We start from the raw sequence: 18,529 nt of genomic DNA, 5'->3' as shown, positions 1-18,529 counted from the left end.
GTAAAGGCCTTAAGCGGCTACTATCCATGACGGACAGTAGCCTTTTCTTGTTCAGTGATGGTAGAAGTCGGATGACTCAAAGTCCGTTTGTGCCGAATTCGGTCTGTGATCCATAAGACAGCGGTGATCAGGCAAGGGTACAGCATAGCCCATCCGACAAAGGGGAAAACGATCGCCGTAGAGATGAACGATATCCAACTAATGGCAACGCCCCAGCGACTACCACGCAGAAGCTTAATTCCTGCTGCACAACCTCCTAGATAGGTCAGAATAAAGGTGGCGTTCGGGAACTGGATCAGGTTAATGAGTGAAACAGTACCACTACCGTACAACACCATAATGATCACGAAGCAGACGCTAAGAAAAGCGATGCCCCCGATAGGGGTATGGAATCGTTGGGATAATATGCCCATCCAGCGAAAGGCCTGTCCTTGCCGGGATAAAGCATAAGCGACACGTGAAGCGGCACCAACATAAGCAATAATAGTAGCGGTACAAATAAAGATACCCGTCAAGCCTGCAATTATCGCGCCCCATGGCCCGATAGCCCGACTAATCACCCATACGAGCGAAGCATCCGAATCCCCTGCAAGGTAACTTTGTGTGCCCACAGTAGCCAGCGCAGTTAAGAAATATAGCAAACCGACAATGACGGCTGCAATGGTCACACCTCTAACGGCCGCCCGCTGGGGATTGGTGAATTCCTCTGACATATGGGACACGGCCTCCCAACCGATAAAACACCAAAACAGAATCGTGGCCGCTTGACCGACAGGGAACCAGCCATGTGGAACAAACGGGGTGAAATGGACTGTTTCCATCTGAGGAAGTGCTGCGGCAATGGCGAATATGAGGACGGCAACGATAGCTATGACGACAGCGATCTGAATACGTCCCGCGACCTTCATGCCGATCCAATTGATGATCAGGCCCACCGCCAACATAGCAGCGGCTAACATCATACGGCTTTCATCTCCCCAGCCCATGGCTGCGGTCATATAGCCGGCTCCAGTGAGTGCGGCAACAGGTGCCCCAATCGGAACCGACATGAGAAAAAACCACCCGATATAAGCACCAGCACGTGGTGAAAAGGCCAACGTGACAAAATGCGATACCCCTCCCGCATTCGGAAATTTGGCGGATAGAAGACCCATGGAAAGTGCCATTGGCAGGATGAGCAGGGTCATAAAGCCCCATGCCAGCAGCGATGCCGGTCCCGCCATTTGGGCGGCAAGTCCAGGCACAATCAATATCCCCGAACCCAGTACAGCTCCGATATAGAGTGCAATGGCCTGTGGAAGACCAATGGTGGATTGAAGTTTACTTTCATTTGTCATGCAGAAAAGCCTTCTTTCTCTTGTTATTTTCTCCAGCTTATCAGATAATCAATCTATCGGAAAAACGGAATATAACGATTGCTTGCATCGGAAAAACCGATTGAAGGAGCGGATTATGGAATCGCGGCATTTGTTTACCTTTTTAAATGTAGTTGAGGCAGGCAGTTTTACGCGAGCAGCGCGTATACTGGATTATGCACAGTCGAGTATCACTGCTCAAATTCAAACGCTGGAGGCAGAGTTGGGTACGCCGCTTTTTGATCGCATTGGCAAGAAAATCATGCTGACGGATGCCGGACGACGTCTGCTGCCCTATGCGCAGGAAATTTCCAAGATGCATGCTATGGCCAAGGATGCGCTTCGTTCAGAAACGGAATTGGCAGGCACGCTGAAAATAGGAGCACCAGAGTCTCTGGCCGCTTTTCGTCTACCGAGTCTGATCCGTGAGTACAGAGAACGGTATCCGAAGGTTAAAATTGTCCTTAAACCCGGCGAATGCTGGGAATTACGCGATTTGATCCGCTCCGGTGAGCTGGATTTGGCTTTTTTGCTTCAGCCTGAGACGGAGGATAGAGAACTGAATGTCACCACGCTTATTCATGAGCCGATGGCCTTGGTTGCTCCACTTAAGCATTCGTTGGTTACCTATACCCGGGTAGAGCCTGCTGACTTGAAAGACGAAACCATTTTGCATACGGAGGCAGGATGTACGTACCGTATCCTTTTTGAGCAGTATTTGAATAAACACGGTATTTTTTCAGACCCTAGCCTGGAATTTTGGAGTATTGAAGCCATCAAGCAGTGTGTCATGGCTGGATTGGGTATCGCGCTGCTTCCGCTGGTAACGGTACAAAACGAGCTGCGAGAAGGTAAAATGGCGCGTTTAGCCTGGGATGACAGTGAACAGCAGGTGGCTACTCAGGTCGCCTATCACACGAAAAAGTGGAAATCCCCGGCTCTTAGTGAATTTTTACAGATCGTTGAGCAGCATGTAACACATTGGCGTGCATGAGTTCAAGCCATCGCGGCATATGCTTATACAAATAATATTTTTTCCTTTTCGCCTATTCACTCAACATTCGCCCACAACCTGCATACATATGTATGGAATGATTGATTGTATGGAGGAGGTTCAAGAATGGCATTAAGTCATAAAAATCGTAGAGAGATTATTACCAAAGCGATCTGTGGTAAAGGTCGCAGATTCTCTACCGTAACCCATACCGTAACTCCGCCGAATAATCCGACGAGCATTTTAGGGGCATGGATTATTAACCACCAGTATGAAGCTGTGGCGGCGGGGGACGGCATTGAGGTCGTCGGGACGTATGATATCAATATTTGGTACTCATACGATAAAAACTCGCAGACCGATGTGGCCAAGGAAACGGTGTCGTACGTGGAAAATGTGCCGCTCTCGTATCTTGATCCGAAGCACCGGGCGTCTACAGTGGAAGTATCCGCCGAAGCTACACAGGAGCCGAGTTGCGTCGAGGCCAGTGTGTCTTCTGGAGGTGGCAGCGTAATGATCCGGGTCGAGCGGGAATTTGCGGTGGAGCTGGTGGCGGAAACGAAGATTGTTGTAGAAGTATTCCCGAATGGTAGCAGCGATGATTTTGACAAAGACTTTGATTTTGGAGCGGAAGAGGGGGACTATGAGGAGCTCGACCCCGACCTCATTGACGACGAGCTCTGACAGAAGTAACCAAAAAGAGGGCCGCTTTACTCTTTGCGCCGGCTGATTCTGCGCAGGGGGCAAAGGCCCTCCTTTTTTGTTATTATGGGTTGAATTTGGGTTGAAATCCGTACGTAGTCCGTAGGGGGGAATATGATGCAGCAGCCGGGACAGGCGCTCATACGCTTCAGACAGATGCCAAATGATGAAAAAAAGCGTAGACTGGAGCGTTCAGGCATAGCGGTGCAGTGGATGGATAGCAGTATAGCAGATTTTGCGATAGGCTACGCGGTGCAAATCCATCAACTGCGAGTGTTGGAAATTCGTAGACGTGCCATCGAAGGCCCTTCCAAAGTCCGCGCATACGATCTGTCTGAACTGGATCAACATTCACCGCTCTATGTCCGGATGGAGCGGCTGGCTGTACGAGCGTTGTACACACTGGGTTTGGACAGTGGTGAGGTGGTACTGACGCCGCTGGGGGAGCGCAGCTGTCAGGTGCGCGAAATCTCGGCACAGCCATGGCTGAACGATAGACGTTTGGCCACGCTATATGAAATTGCTGCGCGCGAAGGGGATGTTGAGGGTGAGAATCTTTCAGCGCAACGAGGAAGAGATCGACTGCTCATCGGAATGGACCCTGAATTTGTGCTGGTTCGTATGCCCGAGGGACGGGTCGTTCCGGCCTCAAGATATTTGGGTCGTCTTGGCATAGCCGGCTGCGATGCTGTTACTCGTCGAGGACGAACACTGTATCCAGTCGCTGAGCTTCGCCCTGCGCCGAGTGGAGATCCGGCCCATCTGCTGAAGCACCTGCGTCAAGCTTTTGCAACAGCAGCCCGGCGCATTGCCGACCACACACTCATCTGGCAGGCAGGGGGGATGCCACAACCGGGTTTTCCGCTGGGCGGACATCTGCATTTCAGCGGGGTTTCGCTAAACGGTGCCTTGCTTCGGGCACTAGATAACTATTTGGCACTGCCTTTGGCGCTACTGGAAGACAAGCGTGCGACTCGGCGCAGACCGCATTATGGCAATTTAGGTGATTTTCGCCGTCAGTCGTATGGAGGCTTTGAATATCGTACACTGCCCAGTTTTCTTATCTCGCCACAGCTGGCGAAAGGTGTGATTGGAATGGCGTTTCTCATTGCCTCTCAATATCCGCGTTTGCAACGTAGGCCGCTGGGTGAGGAGGAGGCTCACAGAGCCTTTTATGAAGGAAATCAACTTGTCCTTAAAGAGTATATGGAACCTCTTATTTTGGACATGGTTTCACTGGAAATATACTCGCAATATGAAGCTTATGTAGCGCCATTGCTGGACAGCCTCCGCAAGGGGAAACAGTGGGATGAATCACGGGATTTGCGCCCGTATTGGAAGCTTACGTAAAATGAAGTGTCGACACCAGGAATGGTTTCATGTTATCGACTGTCATTTTTGATATAATGAGAGATAATTATAAGTTTAAACGGAACAAAGTGTGGGGGTTAGTAAACGGTATGTCCAAATATACACCGATGATAGAGCAATATTTATCCATAAAAGAGCAGGCCAAAGATGCATTTTTGTTTTTCCGCCTGGGAGATTTTTACGAGATGTTTTTCGATGATGCAATTCTTGCATCCAAGGAGCTAGAAATTACACTTACGGGTCGTGAGGGTGGCGCCACGGAAAAAATTCCGATGTGCGGCGTGCCTTATCATTCAGCGGAAAATTACATACAGCGCCTCATTGAGAAGGGTTATAAAGTGGCTATATGTGAGCAAATGGAGGAAGCCTCAGCTACGAAGGGGATGGTGCGGCGGGATATTGTCCGCGTTGTGACCCCGGGTACGGTAATGGAAGGCAAGGTGCTGGGCGACAAATCCAACAACTACATGGTATGTGTCACAGAGACGGACGGGATGCTGGCACTTGCGGCGTGCGACTTGTCAACAGGTGAATTGTATGTGACCTCTGTGCCTGATTCGAAAGAATGGCTACTAGATGAAATTAACATTTATGAGCCTTCCGAAATGTTGGGGGATGGTCATCTGCTCGATTTTGTGACATCCCGTATGTCCCCCGTTGGACGGCGCGTTGTGTATACGGCTTGGGACAAATCCAAGGATGATCTGGTTCGGGATCAATTTGGCGAAGCCACATGGGCAAGGCTTACTGAGGAACGTAGACGGTGCGTATCGCGCCTGATTTCCTATTTGAATGAAACGCAAAAAAGATCGTTAGGCCAATTGACCCAAATCTCGGTATATGAGCCAAACCATTTTATGATTCTGGATCCATTTACCCGCAGGAATCTGGAACTGGTGGAGACGGTACGTGAACGCTCAAAGAAAGGCTCGCTGCTGTGGCTGTTGGATCGCACAGAGACTTCCATGGGAGCGCGTCTGTTGCGTCGTTGGATTGACAAGCCGCTGTTGAGCAGCAATCTTATTGAGGAGCGCTTGGAGGCGGTGGACAAGCTATACCACCAGTTTATTTTCCGAGAGGATGTACGTGCTCAGCTTAAAGAGATTTACGATCTGGAGCGTCTAGTTGGGCGGATCGCCTTTGGTAGTGCTAATGCACGTGATCTGATCGCTCTCAAGCTGTCGCTGGCCCGAATTCCGTCTTTACGCGAATTGTGCGCTGAATCTCCTTCGAAGACGCTGAGACGAATTGCACAAACGTTGGATAGCTGTACAGACCTGTGTGCGTTGATTGAGGAAGCGGTGGCGGATGAACCGCCGATTTCCGTAAGGGATGGAGGTCTTATTAAGGAAGGCTACCATCAGCGTCTGGACGAACTGCGCGAGGCGAGTGTGAACGGTAAGCGTTGGATCGCTGAGCTAGAGGCCAAGGAACGTGCAGCAACCGGCATTCGGTCACTTAAGATTGGATACAACAAAGTATTTGGTTATTATATCGAAGTGACCAAATCCAATTTGGCTTCATTACCAGAAGGTCGATATGAACGCAAACAGACGCTAGCGAATGCGGAACGGTATATTACACCGGAGTTGAAGGAAAAGGAATCTCTAATTCTGGAAGCCGAGGATAAAATGGTTGATCTGGAGTACACGCTTTTCTCCGAGCTTCGCAGTAAACTGAACGCTGAAATTCCACGTTTGCAAAAGCTGGCAGAACAAGTTGCTGAAATTGACGTGTATCAGTCGCTGGCTTCGGTTAGCTCGGAACGGGGATTTGTGAAACCTGAGCTGACTACAGGATATGATTTCGTAGTGGAGCAGGGGCGCCATCCCGTGGTGGAAGCCGTAATGAAAGATGGCGGTTTTATCGCAAACAGCACGGTGTTGGAGGAAGCCGATGCGCATATTCTACTTATCACTGGGCCGAATATGGCTGGGAAAAGTACGTATATGCGTCAGGTTGCACTTATTGCAATTATGGCTCAAATTGGCTGCTTTGTCCCTGCTGCACGTGCCAAGGTGCCGATGCTGGATCGTATTTTTACACGGATCGGCGCGGCGGATGATCTCATCGGCGGGCAGAGTACGTTTATGGTCGAAATGGCAGATATCCAAGTAATGACGGACAAGGCAACTCCGAGAAGCTTGATCATTATTGATGAACTGGGACGAGGTACATCCACCAGTGAAGGAATGGCAATTGCACAGGCAGTCATCGAATTTGTCCATGACACGATCGGCTGTAAGGCGCTGGTATCCACGCATTTCCATGAGCTGGCGCATTTGGAGCAAGGCCTGTCTTCGCTGCGAAATTACTCTATGGCCGTGCAGGAAAGCGGCGACAAGGTGAATTTCTTGCGCAAGCTCATACCGGGAGCGGCTAGCAGTAGCTATGGTATTTATTGTGCTCGGCTTGCAGGCTTGCCCAATAACATTATTGAGCGAGCGAATGGACTGCTGAATGGTTTTGAACAGGCAGCGGCTCAAGTAACGGCAGGTACCGAGACAGTAGTAGGAGGGAAGGAAGGGACTGATCTTCGTACAGTTTCAGGGACAGAAAATATTTCTTCTTTGACCGAATATAATTCAGGCCAGACATTGCGAGAAAGCGGAGAAACTGCATCATCAGCTCAGTCTTTATCACAGCAGGCCACCCTGATAAAAAAAGATAATCTGCAGACGGTGGAAACTTCCAGCACGTTGGAGCAAGGAGCAACCGAAGTGGTACAGCTGTCCATTTTCGGAGAGCAGGAGCTTGCCTCCTCCAAGTCACACGCAGAGACAGTAGAGGCTAATCCGATTGTGCGCCAAATTTTGCGCAAAGTGAAAAATGCTGATGTCATGAATATGACTCCTTTACAGGCAATGCAGCTATTAAATGATCTTAAAAACAAGGCTAATGGCCTGTAGTTAAAATAAGTGACATTATTCTTATTTTTCATCACACTTTGAAGTCAGGAGGAGGTTAAAAGGATGTCTAAAATTCGGGTACTGGATGAACATATTGCGAACCAGATTGCTGCCGGTGAGGTCGTAGAACGTCCAGCCTCCGTCGTGAAGGAGCTGGTGGAAAATGCGATTGATGCAGGTGGCACGCGGGTGGACGTATGGGTAGAAGAGGGCGGCCTGCAAAGTATCCGGGTGACGGATAATGGAAGTGGCATTGAGCCTGAAGATGTGGAAACGGCATTCTATCGGCACGCGACAAGCAAAATTGGACATGGTCGCGACCTGTTTCAGATCACAAGTCTCGGCTTCCGAGGAGAGGCGTTGCCAAGTATTGCGGCTGTATCGAAAGTAGAGTTGCTTACAGCAGCCGGAGATGACGGACGTGCCCGTAAATTAGTGATTGAGGGCGGTAAGCTGTTGCTTCACGAGGATGCTGCTAGTAGACAAGGGACGGATTTTACCGTACGGGAGCTGTTTTATAATACACCTGCACGGCTGAAATATATGAAAACAATCCAGACCGAGCTGGGACACATTTCGGATGTATTGTATCGAATGGCGCTTTCGCATCCAGAAGTAGCCTTCACATTGCGGCATAATGGCAATACATTGCTGCAAACGCTGGGTAATGGTGATTTGCTGCAGGTGATTGCCGCTATTTACGGAACTTCTGCTGCGAAATCCATGCTGCTGCTGGAAGGAGAGAGCCTCGATTACCGAATTAGCGGCTATGTCAGCCGTCCAGAGTGGACGAGATCAAATCGAAATGCGATCTCGACGGTAGTGAATGGACGTTTTGTGCGAAGCTACGGGCTCAATCAGGCGTTGCTCAAGGCGTATCATACCTTGTTGCCGATCAATCGTTTTCCGCTGGCTGTGATCCAACTGGAAATGCATCCTTCTTTGGTGGATGTTAACGTTCATCCTGCCAAGCTGGAGGTAAGGTTCAGCAAAGAAGCTGAACTGTTTCAGCTGGTTGAAGATTCGGTAAAAGCTGTTTTAGGGCAGCAAGTGCTGATTCCGAAGGCAGTCAAGCGCGAGATCGGTGGCAAGGACAGTGGCTCGTTTGTGCAGGAGCAGTTTCACTTCTCGAAGGGAAATGGTGCGGAAGGGGATGCTCCTTCCGGCAAAGACCGGGGGGGAGCACTGCCACTTTCCGTGACTTCGCCGGAGAGCCAGGTACCGCGCCAATCCAATTACTTGAACAGAAACGAAGAGAATAACAGAGGTAGCCAGGAGCGTGAGCAACGTCCGAGCAGGGATAGCCTCTCAGTCATTGGACGGGCAAACAACCTTTCAGGTAAAAGTATTAGTGATGATGAACTGGATGCAGATTTTGTAGAAGAAAACAGCGGGAGTGAAGTTAGAGGGGACGTGCCGCTCCCTGATGGAGCGACTGTACAGTCGTCCGAAGGAGATAATGCCGCAATAGGTACATCTTCCTTATACAGTGGAGGGGTACAGGAAACGGCTGCTTCTGCTGCTTACCCATCTTCTATGCCGCCGATTGCGGGACACGCTATGGACTCCCGTCATTTCGCAGATCAGAAGCCGCGCCAGCAACGTCTAGATGCCGAGCAATTGGCAGCGGTGTCGGGAGAAGCTCCAGAGTTGCCCACTTTTCCTGAACTGAATTTAATCGGTCAGCACCATGGGACATATCTGATTGCGCAGAACGACCAGGGCTTGTATTTAATTGATCAACATGCCGCGCATGAACGGGTGAATTATGAATTTTATTATGAAAAATTCGGCAATCCTGCGTCAGTATCGCAGGAACTGCTACTGCCAATTACACTGGATTTTACGCCTTCCGAGACGGAAAAGTTGAAAACAAGGCTGCACTGGTTTGAACAGGCGGGGGTGTATTTGGAGCATTTTGGCGGTCAAACCTTCCGTGTCAGTTCTTACCCGTACTGGCTTCCCCAAGGGGAAGAAGCGGATGTCATTGAGGAAATGGCCGGATGGGTGCTGGAGGAAAGAGCCATTGATCTTGCTAAGCTGCGGGAAGCAGCCTCAATCATGTGCTCCTGCCGGGCTTCGATTAAAGCAAACCAGAAGCTGACTGACCGACAGGCTATCGTGCTGCTAGAGCGTTTGGCAGCGTGCAAACAACCATATACTTGCCCTCATGGGCGACCTATTGTGGTTTCCTTTTCCACATATGATTTAGAGAAGCTGTTCAAAAGAGTAATGTAAGGGAGTATATATATGTTGCAGGATCGGGAAAACCGTGAAGAAGAAGAGCGGTCGAGGCTACGGGAGAAGCAAGTCGAATTACTGGTCACGACAGGGGATTCCCCCTCGGCAGAGGTTATGGAGCGAGCGAAGCTGCTTGCAGCCGAGTTAGGGGTGCTGTATGCCCCTCGTCGTGGCATATCGGTAGCTAAGCTAATTGCGGCTCACAGAGTCCGTCAAGCGTTGGTTCTGGTGCAGGGCGGAGTGAGGCTGATTAGTCCAGAACAATCACCGATGGTTTTTCACCCGAGTATGGGCTTCATTCGCGCCAAACGAGTATTAAAGGGTGAACCTGACCCGATGTTGACGGCTGCCCGGATCGTCCCGGGTGATATTGTGCTGGATTGCACCGCAGGACTTGGTACGGATTCTCTTCTATTTTCAATTGGAACTGGAAGCTCTGGACAAGTCACGGCTGTGGAGAGTTCTTTCCCCGTCTATGCTTTAATCAAGGATGGAATGAGGCATTACCGTTCCGGCAACGCTGAAGTAGATCAGGCCTTTTCCAACATTGACGTTCGTTTTGGTCATCATTTGGACTATTTGCGTAGTTTGCCGGATCGCAGTATAGATATTATTTACTTTGACCCTATGTTCCGTGATCCGTTGCTCGATTCCAGCGCAATCGGTCCATTGAGAGGGTTGGCTAACCCAGACGCGTTGAGTGAGGAAAGTATTATTCATGCGAAACGGATTGCACGAAAAACAATTGTATTAAAAGAAAAACGGGGTAGCGGGGAATTTGCCCGCCTCGGCTTCCGTGTGGAGCAGCGGGGCACAACGAAAACAGTGTACGGAGTGATTGATATTGACAGTGGCACCTAAGCCTAAACTACTTGTTCTTGTTGGCCCGACTGCGGTTGGCAAGACGAAACTAAGCATCGAGATGGCTCGACAATTTGACGCAGAAATTATTTCCGGGGATTCCATGCAGGTATACCGTCGTATGGACGTTGGAACCGCCAAAATTTCCGAACAGGAAATGGAAGGAATCAAGCACCATTTAATTGATATTCATGAGCCAGAATACCCATATTCAGTAGCCCAATTTCAGGAAGACTGTCGTCGTCTCATACCTGATATTCAATCTAGAGGAAAGCTACCGTTTATCGTAGGCGGAACAGGTTTATATGTAGAATCAGTCTGCTATGAATACCAGTTTTCCGAGGTAGGGGCTGACGAAGCTTTTCGTCAGGAACAGCTTGACTATGCCGAACAGTTTGGAGCTGAGGCGCTTCATGCGCGACTACAGGCGGTTGATCCCGAAAGTGCACTTCGTTTGCATCCTAATGATCGTCGTCGTGTCGTTCGGGCACTCGAAATTTACCATGTTAGCGGAACGACACTAAGCTCTCAACTTGCCAGTCAAAAAAAGGAATCTCCCTACCAACTCTGCATTGTAGGTTTGACAATGGATAGGCAAATGCTATATAAACGTATTGAAGACCGAATTGACGGGATGCTCGATCAAGGGCTTGTTGCTGAGGTAACCTCCTTAATGGAACGGGGAGTGCGAAGCGATGCCATCTCCATGCAAGGTCTAGGCTATAAAGAGATATCCTCCTACCTGCGGGGAGAAGTGTCTTTGGAAGAGGCGGTGACTTGGCTAAAACGGGATACGCGTCATTTTGCGAAGCGACAGCTCTCGTGGTTTCGCCATATGAAGGATATCCAGTGGGTAGATGTCACTGATTTCGGAAATTTTTCTGCTCATGCAGCCCGAATACACGAAATTATAGCAGGAAAGTTCCGGACAGACCTTGAATATACTTCAAAACAATCCAAATGATTATTGGGGGTACGGCTAAAATGAACAAGTCCATTAATATCCAAGATACGTTTCTGAATCAATTGCGCAAGGATTCTATACCTGTAACGGTATACCTCATCAATGGATTTCAGGTGCGAGGGACGATTAAAGCATTTGACAATTTTACGATTGTTATCGACTCGGATGGAAAGCAACAGCTGATTTACAAGCATGCCATCTCCACCTTTACACCGCAACGCAATGTATCGCTTGTACAGCAACAGGATAACGCTAGCGATAACTGATTACGGCTTGACGGTCGCCCGGGTTCATGAAACTTTTCAGGCGCCCGTCTCGTCTAACTGTATAGGAATGTGACCGGGAGCAACCTGATCAGGGTTGTTCTTTTCATTCCGTTTACTTTCATGCTGCCGACAGCAAGCTTTAAGCTTATGTTAGGTATCATATGATTATTCGCGAAAGGGAGTCAGGGGAATGCCAAACGATTCATTGTCCAGATCCGGCAATCGCAATAGAAACACATCTAAAGAGAAGCCGAAGGGCAAGAAAAAGAAAATAACAGGTAAGCGAGTGGGGTGGACGCTATTTATTACAGCGGCGTTAGCCATATTTTGCGCACTTGGTGGATACTTATTTGTCATGGTTAATGGCGAAAAAATTTACAAAGCCAACAAGGACAAAATTACAGTGAACGAGACATCGAAGGTTTATGACCGCAACGGTGTGCTCATGGGTGAGTTGTCTGTGCAAAAAAGCGATCCTGTCAAAAGTGAAGAAATTCCACCGCTGCTCAAAAAAGCATTTATCGCAACCGAGGATAAGCGTTTTATGGAGCATCAAGGGGTTGATATTTGGTCTATCGGCCGGGCAGCCGTTAAGGATATCGTGGCCCGTTCGGCAGTGGAGGGTGGCAGTACGCTGACTCAGCAGCTGGCCAAAAACTTGTTTTTGACACGTGACAAAACCTTTTTCCGTAAAGCGACAGAGGTATCCATCGCAATGGCGCTGGAGCGGAATTTGACTAAAGATGAAATTATTACACTTTACCTGAACCGGATTTGGTTTGGACGCTCGTATTCTGGAATTAAGGCAGCGTCGGAAGGCTATTTTGGGCAAACGGATTTGAATAAATTAAAATTGTGGCAGGTCGCTACACTGGCAGCTATTCCAAAAGGGCCATCCAAGTATAATCCGATTAGTAACCCAGAAAACTCAAAGGCCCGGCGTGCTGTGGTTCTCCAGCTGATGTTTGAGCAAGGGATGATTGGGAAGCAAGAGATGGAAGAGGCCAAAGCTGTAAATTACGATTACAAACAGCCGGAAAAAGTTCAAAAGTATCAAAATTTTATGGAATATGTCATGGATGAGGCAGAGGATGCGTTGCCAGGAGTTAGCGGTAATGATCTGATTATTGGTGGTTATAAAATTCATACCACAATGGATGCCCAGGCTCAAAATGCGCTGGACCAGGCGATGGCAGATGATGACATGTTCGAAAAAAGTCCTGACGATCAGCCTGTTCAAGCCTCGATGGTCATTATTAACAACCAAACAGGTGGAATTGCCGCGATGGCGCCCGGACGGGATTACAAAAAGGGGACCTTCAATCGTGCGACACAGAGCCGCAGACAGCCAGGATCGGCCTTTAAGCCGATTGTAGCCTATGCGCCAGCTCTTGAATCCGGTAAGTTTACGATGGATACCCCTTTGAGTAACGAACGCCAGAGTTTTAACGGATACAGTCCGAAAAACTTGCATGGTTACTCGTCGACCATCAGCATGCTCGACGCCATTACGAAGTCTGAAAATATTCCGCCTGTATGGTTGCTGAACCAAATCGGTGTGGAAAAAGGGGTTCAATTTGCCGAGAGCGTAGGCATTCCGATGGACAAAAATGATCACTCACTTGCTATCGCATTGGGTGGATTAAGCAAAGGAACGAATACCCTTGAAATGGCGCAGGCGTACAGCGCTTTTGCCAATAAAGGACAATTCCAAAAAGCTTATTCTATTAAGCAAATTAACAATAGTGATGATCAAGTTGTTTATACTCATGAAGAGGAAACTAAATCTGTAATGAGTGAAAAAACGGCTTATGAAATGACACAAATGATGCAAAATGTAGTCAATAGCGGTACAGGTCGCAAAGCACGTATTGACTGGCCTGTAGCTGGTAAAACGGGTACGACCCAAAGTGGAATTAGCGGTAACAGTGGTAACCGGGACATCTGGTTTGTCGGTTATACACCGGAATATACCGGAGCGGTATGGATGGGTTATGACAAGCCGGACAGCAAGCATATGCTGAGAAACTACAGTGGGCAGTCGGCAGCCTTTTTCGGAAGGGTTATGGGTGAAGCTCTCAAGGGACACCCGGTTACGCAATTCAGCGAGCCGAAGGGATATGAACCACCAGTTGAGCAGAAGCCAGAAGAGCCGGTTCAGGCTACCGCTCCGAGCGGACTGAGCGGGTCTTATAGTCAGGACACCCAAATTGTATCGTTATCCTGGACTGCAGCTACGGGGGATAATGTACAATACCGTGTGTATCGCAAAGGGACTTCCGATACAGGCTTTGCAGCAATCATGGAGGCGATGAAGGGCACGAGTGGTGAAGACACGTCTCCTATAGCTGGAAACACGTATGAATATTATGTAGTAGCTTATGGGGCGGATGGTAAAGAATCCGAAGCTTCTAATACGATCCGTGTGGAAATTCCGGCAGAGACAACTCCGGTTGATCCACAGCCAGGGACTGATCCAAACGAGAATGGAACCTTACCGGATAATGGCGGGGCTACAGACGGACAAAACGGTACAGATCAGGGAAATACAACTCCTGGCGGTACCAATAACAATAATGGCTCAGATCAGGTTCCGGTATCTCCTGGAGATACTAATGGGAATGGTGCTGGAGGCACAGGTAGCAATAGTGGCAATTCCGGCAATGGAAACGATACTAATCAGGGAAATGGTCAGACTACTACGCCGGATGCAGGGATTTCTGATGAAGATACTATGGTAAATCCAGAAAATACGGATGCATCTACGACTGAAGTCACAACCGATGGAACTCAAGAAGGCAATTCCAACGGTCATTCGAACTCCAATCGTGGACGTCACAATCGGAATTAGTAAGTATTGCTTTATGCAAGTTGAATTTGCTTCAAATCAAAGGTATTCTCGGATCAGTTCACGGTCTGAGAATACCTTTTTTGCTGTTATAAAGGGGTTCTTTTTGAGTGTACAGTTTAAATATGGTAAGCTGGTTTTACCAATGTTGGAGAGGAACATCATTTATGAAGCGCAAATTCGGAGACCGGGCCAACTGGCGCAGAATCACCAATCGCAAGTTTGCTTGCCGGTATGTAGAAAGTGACGCGTTTACAGGATATGTGACCCTGTATACAATTTTGAGTCTCAAGGAGCCGTTATGGAAAAGTTACGGTGGTCATACGTTTTGCATAGCCGATAAAGGATATTCCTGGCTGCAATATTATCCAAAAGGTGAGCACTATGTGGTGACTGCTATGTTTGACAATCGGGAGCAAATCGTTGAATGGTATATTGATACCTGCCGAAATCAGGGTGTGACCGATCAAGGAGTCCCATGGTTTGACGATTTGTATTTGGATGTTGTGGTGCTTAAAAACGGTGAAATCTTTCTAGTGGATGAGGATGAATTGGAGGAGGCGTTACAACGGGGGCATATCTCAACACAAGAGGCAGAATTGGCTAACCGTACGGCGGCTGATGTGTTACATCAGATAGATGCCCACGTGTTCCCCTATTTTAAAATGTCGCTGAAACACCGGGCAGAATGGTTTTACAACGGTGATTTCAAGAGAGAACGGTGAAAGTTTTGCAGTGGATTAAAGACACTGGGCCCAAACGTCCTGAGTTGAAAAGCAGGCAGAGTCGCCTTAAGAAAATATTTATGGTATCCAAGCGTCTTGTACTTTGTTTGATGATTTTCATTTTGGTCGGATTGGTATGGGCAGGTATCCGAGTGTGGAACATGAATACGGCCGCCTCTACCACTCCGCTCCAGCAAGTGCAAATTGGTATCGTACTAGGTGCTTCTATGTGGGGAGCTGAGCCCAGCCCTGGATTGAAGGAAAGGCTGGAAGAAGCCTTGCACTTATACCGCAACGGGACGGTACAGCGTCTAATTGTAAGTGGGGGACTGGATAAACCAGATTTTCCGTATACGGAGGCTGAGGGCATGCAACGCTATTTGGTAGATAAAGGGGTCTCTGTACAGCATATTGTGTTGGAAAACCATGCGACCAGTACTTACGAAAATCTGCTCTATAGCCAGCGCATTATGAAGGAATATGGATGGACCTCCACCGTGATCATTACACATAGCTATCATGGCCCTCGGGCGATGGAGATTGCTCAATTCTTGAATTTTGATCATCCTCAGATGGCTCTGACGGAATCCAAAGTGCTGAATATGCCAATTCATCAATCAAGAGAAGTATTGGCATACGCTAAATGGACGCTGCAACGGTGGTGGATCAGCGCTCAAACTTGGGTTGCCTGAATTTAAGAAAAGGCTTTGTGCACGTTCCCGTTGCTTTTATGCTAATAAGGACATGCCAGACCGAATACATTAATAGGGTAAGCTGTGCCTGAAGAAATGTTGAGGTGATGGATGCATGAACGGACGGGGAATCGCCGCGGGCAAGCGGTCGGAGGAGAGACCTTCCAGACAAATTAATGTCGTGCTGCGTAGCCCGGAGCCGATAGCTTCGGTGACTGTGGACGAGACGGAAGCAGTGGCTTCAACCAAGTCACAGGCGCTACCGCAGTATCTCAGTCTTTATCAGGAAATTCAGAAAGAACTCGATCATCTCGTCGGCTTGGATAACATCAAAGACCTGGTATTTGAGGTATATGCCTTTTTGCAAATCGCCCATATGCGCACGGATGCGGGATTGTTGAGCAATGCACACGTATATCACATGATTTTCAAAGGAAATCCAGGTACGGGGAAAACGACAGTAGCCCGCATTATCGCTAAAATGCTGCAAAAAATGGGGGTACTGAGCAAAGGTCATCTGATTGAAGTGGAGAGGGCTGATCTGGTCGGTGAGTATATTGGGCACACTGCACAGAAAACGCGAGATCTGGTAAAGAAATCTCTTGGCGGCGTGTTGTTCATTGATGAGGCTTACAGTTTGGCACGCGGAGGGGAAAAGGATTTTGGAAAAGAAGCGATTGATACCTTGGTAAAGTCCATGGAAGATCAAAAAAATCAATTTATTTTGATTCTCGCTGGATACTCGGGAGAAATGGACTTTTTTTTACGAACGAATCCTGGTCTTCCTTCTCGCTTTCCAATCCAGTTGGATTTTCCTGATTATACTGTAGATCAGCTTATCCAAATTTCCGAGATGATGGCCAAGGAGCGGGATTATATTCTCATGCCTCAGTCCATAATTAAAATGAAGGAGCATTTGCTAAACGAGCGTAATGACAGTCTTCATGCATTTAGTAATGCACGCTATGTTCGTAACGTGATTGAAAAAGCGATTCGGCACCAAGCTGTCAGGTTGCTCAATCAGTACCGGAGCGGGCAACCCGGCAAGCAGGAATTGATGACGCTGCGTCCAGAGGATTTGAAAATGGACAAAAGATAGGCGATAATAGGAATCTGAATCACATCGAATGGTATGACATCGAACGGGGGCCGGCCTGAACATCAGGTCGGTCTCTGTTCGAGAGTTGACATGAAAATAAAGGAGCAAACAATATGGCGAACTCCACTCATGATACACAAACTGAAATGCAGGACAAGGCGGTACTGGTCAGTCTGATTACGGATGAAGTCAAACGATCTGGCATCAATACGGAATACTCGTTGGATGAGCTGGTGAAATTGGCTGAGACAGCGGGAGTTGAAGTACTGAGCGTCCTGACACAGAATAAGGAAGCCAAGGATTCAAAATGGTTTATTGGCAAAGGAAAAGTAGAGGAATTGCGTGCAGTTGCTGAAGAATTGGGAGCGAATACAGCTATTTTTGATCAGGAGCTCTCGGGAGCTCAGGTACGAAATCTGGAAGAAAGTCTGGATCTCAAAATTATTGACCGGACACAGTTGATTCTGGACATTTTTGCTCAACGTGCAAAAACACGGGAAGGTATTATTCAGGTTGAACTGGCGCAGTTGTCATATTTACTCCCCCGATTGTCTGGACATGGCAAAAATCTCTCGCGTCTCGGTGGCGGAATCGGAACACGTGGTCCTGGTGAAAGCAAGCTGGAGACAGACCGTCGTCATATTCGTGACCGAATCAGTGATCTGAAACGCCAACTGGAGGAAGTGACTCGTCACCGGTATTTGCACAGGGAGCGCAGACAAAAGAGCGGTATTGTTCAGGTTGCACTTGTTGGCTATACCAATGCGGGCAAATCGACGCTGTTGAAGCAACTGACAGCAGCCGATGTATATATTGAGAACCAACTGTTTGCGACGCTGGATCCTACCTCCAGAACAATGGAGCTACCGAGTGGAAAAGAAATTATTCTTACGGATACAGTCGGTTTTATCCAAAATCTTCCTCATGATTTGGTTGCTTCCTTCCGGGCTACTTTGGAGGAGGCGAATGAGGCTCATCTCATTTTGCATGTCGTGGACGCTTCCTCGGATATGCGAGACGAACAGATGAAAGTTGTAGAGACGATCTTGCAGCAGCTAGGGGCTGCGGACAAGCCTCAGATCGTATTATTTAACAAAAAAGATGCCTGTACCCCTGAGCAACTGGAAATGCTTCCTTCTGGGGAGGGCTATTTGAAAATTAGTGCTTTTGATGAAGGGGATTTGTTGCACATTCGTGAACTGATTCAAGAGCATCTGAGCGGTGATACGCGGAGATTCCGCATTCCTGCGGAACGTGGGGATTTAACCTCGGTGCTTTATCGAATCGGAGATGTACTGCTGACAGAGTATGATGGCAATGATGTCATTTATGAGGTTGAAATTCAAAGAGGCGAGTACGAAAAGTACGGTCATGCACTCAGCGAGTTCACAGAAGGTTAACATCTAATGATGTTTTTGGGTCAATAAAATGAAAATGCTCATCGTTCAAAGTGAACAATAATATAACATGAATAGCCTAAGGCTGCGTAAGAGAGAGGGTCA

The 18,529-nt window shown here is 48.2% G+C and carries 14 protein-coding genes; 13 read left to right on the top strand and 1 reads right to left on the bottom strand.

All coding sequences use genetic code 11. The features are described 5' to 3' along the window. Positions 1-20: 20 nt before the first annotated feature. Positions 21-1,337: an amino acid permease gene (locus tag JOE49_RS19940; protein ID WP_209942612.1), complete on the bottom strand. Its 1,317-nt coding sequence runs from the start codon at positions 1,335-1,337 to the stop codon at positions 21-23. 115 nt (positions 1,338-1,452) lie between these two features. Between JOE49_RS19940 and JOE49_RS19935 the strand changes: the two genes are divergently transcribed. The 13 genes from JOE49_RS19935 (at position 1,453) to hflX (ending at position 18,427) form a co-directional block, all read left to right on the top strand. Then, the gene (locus JOE49_RS19935) at positions 1,453-2,349 is read left to right on the top strand and encodes a LysR family transcriptional regulator (protein ID WP_069080296.1); all 897 of its coding nucleotides are present in this window, start codon (positions 1,453-1,455) and stop codon (positions 2,347-2,349) included. 126 nt (positions 2,350-2,475) lie between these two features. Then, on the top strand, positions 2,476-3,033 hold the full coding sequence (locus JOE49_RS19930) for an outer spore coat protein CotE (RefSeq protein WP_013310588.1): 558 nt from the start codon (positions 2,476-2,478) through the stop codon (positions 3,031-3,033). A gap of 132 nt (positions 3,034-3,165) precedes the next feature. Continuing rightward, a complete protein-coding gene (locus tag JOE49_RS19925) occupies positions 3,166-4,401 on the top strand; it encodes a putative amidoligase domain-containing protein (RefSeq protein WP_209942610.1) in 1,236 nt (411 codons plus the stop codon). Between the two features lie 110 nt (positions 4,402-4,511). Beyond that, entirely contained in the window at positions 4,512-7,331 is a 2,820-nt protein-coding gene (gene mutS, locus JOE49_RS19920; protein ID WP_209942608.1) for a DNA mismatch repair protein MutS, read from the top strand. 63 nt (positions 7,332-7,394) lie between these two features. Continuing rightward, positions 7,395-9,569, top strand: a complete 2,175-nt coding sequence (gene mutL, locus JOE49_RS19915; RefSeq protein ID WP_209942605.1) for a DNA mismatch repair endonuclease MutL — start codon at positions 7,395-7,397, stop codon at positions 9,567-9,569. 12 nt (positions 9,570-9,581) lie between these two features. Continuing rightward, on the top strand, positions 9,582-10,433 hold the full coding sequence (locus JOE49_RS19910) for a class I SAM-dependent methyltransferase (RefSeq protein ID WP_028540709.1): 852 nt from the start codon (positions 9,582-9,584) through the stop codon (positions 10,431-10,433). Next, positions 10,417-11,397 carry a tRNA (adenosine(37)-N6)-dimethylallyltransferase MiaA gene (miaA, locus tag JOE49_RS19905; protein ID WP_023989044.1) on the top strand — a complete coding sequence of 327 codons (981 nt, stop codon included), beginning with the start codon at positions 10,417-10,419 and terminating at the stop codon, positions 11,395-11,397. The genes JOE49_RS19910 and miaA overlap by 17 nt, the downstream gene beginning before the upstream one ends. A gap of 20 nt (positions 11,398-11,417) precedes the next feature. Next, the gene (gene hfq, locus JOE49_RS19900) at positions 11,418-11,663 is read left to right on the top strand and encodes an RNA chaperone Hfq (protein ID WP_023989043.1); all 246 of its coding nucleotides are present in this window, start codon (positions 11,418-11,420) and stop codon (positions 11,661-11,663) included. Between the two features lie 190 nt (positions 11,664-11,853). Continuing rightward, a complete protein-coding gene (locus tag JOE49_RS19895) occupies positions 11,854-14,514 on the top strand; it encodes a PBP1A family penicillin-binding protein (protein WP_209942597.1) in 2,661 nt (886 codons plus the stop codon). Positions 14,515-14,678: 164 nt separating this feature from the next. Continuing rightward, positions 14,679-15,236 carry a ribonuclease FAU-1 family protein gene (locus tag JOE49_RS19890; RefSeq protein WP_160790301.1) on the top strand — a complete coding sequence of 186 codons (558 nt, stop codon included), beginning with the start codon at positions 14,679-14,681 and terminating at the stop codon, positions 15,234-15,236. Continuing rightward, positions 15,233-15,928, top strand: coding sequence for a YdcF family protein (locus JOE49_RS19885; RefSeq protein ID WP_209942595.1), 696 nt, complete (start codon positions 15,233-15,235; stop codon positions 15,926-15,928). The genes JOE49_RS19890 and JOE49_RS19885 overlap by 4 nt, the downstream gene beginning before the upstream one ends. 115 nt (positions 15,929-16,043) lie before the next feature. Beyond that, entirely contained in the window at positions 16,044-17,027 is a 984-nt protein-coding gene (locus JOE49_RS19880; protein ID WP_025718768.1) for an AAA family ATPase, read from the top strand. A 113-nt stretch (positions 17,028-17,140) separates the two neighbouring features. Then, complete coding sequence (gene hflX, locus JOE49_RS19875) at positions 17,141-18,427, top strand: GTPase HflX (protein WP_209942593.1); 1,287 nt, start codon at positions 17,141-17,143, stop codon at positions 18,425-18,427. Positions 18,428-18,529 lie beyond the last annotated feature (102 nt).

Source organism: Paenibacillus sp. PvR133, from assembly GCF_017833155.1.
GTDB lineage: Bacteria > Bacillota > Bacilli > Paenibacillales > Paenibacillaceae > Paenibacillus > Paenibacillus polymyxa_B.
Note: the sequence above shows the minus strand (reverse complement) of the source record. Positions and strands in the feature narration are given on the sequence as shown.

Bases quoted from the DNA above. Each gene is read 5' to 3' on its own strand.
- hflX (WP_209942593.1), top strand. From the start codon at position 17,141: ATGGCGAACTCCACTCATGATACACAAACTGAAATGCAGGACAAGGCG.
- JOE49_RS19925 (WP_209942610.1), top strand. From the start codon at position 3,166: ATGATGCAGCAGCCGGGACAGGCGCTCATACGCTTCAGACAGATGCCA.
- hfq (WP_023989043.1), top strand. From the start codon at position 11,418: ATGAACAAGTCCATTAATATCCAAGATACGTTTCTGAATCAATTGCGC.
- JOE49_RS19935 (WP_069080296.1), top strand. From the start codon at position 1,453: ATGGAATCGCGGCATTTGTTTACCTTTTTAAATGTAGTTGAGGCAGGC.
- JOE49_RS19890 (WP_160790301.1), top strand. From the start codon at position 14,679: ATGAAGCGCAAATTCGGAGACCGGGCCAACTGGCGCAGAATCACCAAT.
- JOE49_RS19930 (WP_013310588.1), top strand. From the start codon at position 2,476: ATGGCATTAAGTCATAAAAATCGTAGAGAGATTATTACCAAAGCGATC.
- JOE49_RS19910 (WP_028540709.1), top strand. From the start codon at position 9,582: ATGTTGCAGGATCGGGAAAACCGTGAAGAAGAAGAGCGGTCGAGGCTA.
- mutL (WP_209942605.1), top strand. From the start codon at position 7,395: ATGTCTAAAATTCGGGTACTGGATGAACATATTGCGAACCAGATTGCT.
- JOE49_RS19895 (WP_209942597.1), top strand. From the start codon at position 11,854: ATGCCAAACGATTCATTGTCCAGATCCGGCAATCGCAATAGAAACACA.
- mutS (WP_209942608.1), top strand. From the start codon at position 4,512: ATGTCCAAATATACACCGATGATAGAGCAATATTTATCCATAAAAGAG.
- JOE49_RS19940 (WP_209942612.1), bottom strand. From the start codon at position 1,337: ATGACAAATGAAAGTAAACTTCAATCCACCATTGGTCTTCCACAGGCC.
- JOE49_RS19880 (WP_025718768.1), top strand. From the start codon at position 16,044: ATGAACGGACGGGGAATCGCCGCGGGCAAGCGGTCGGAGGAGAGACCT.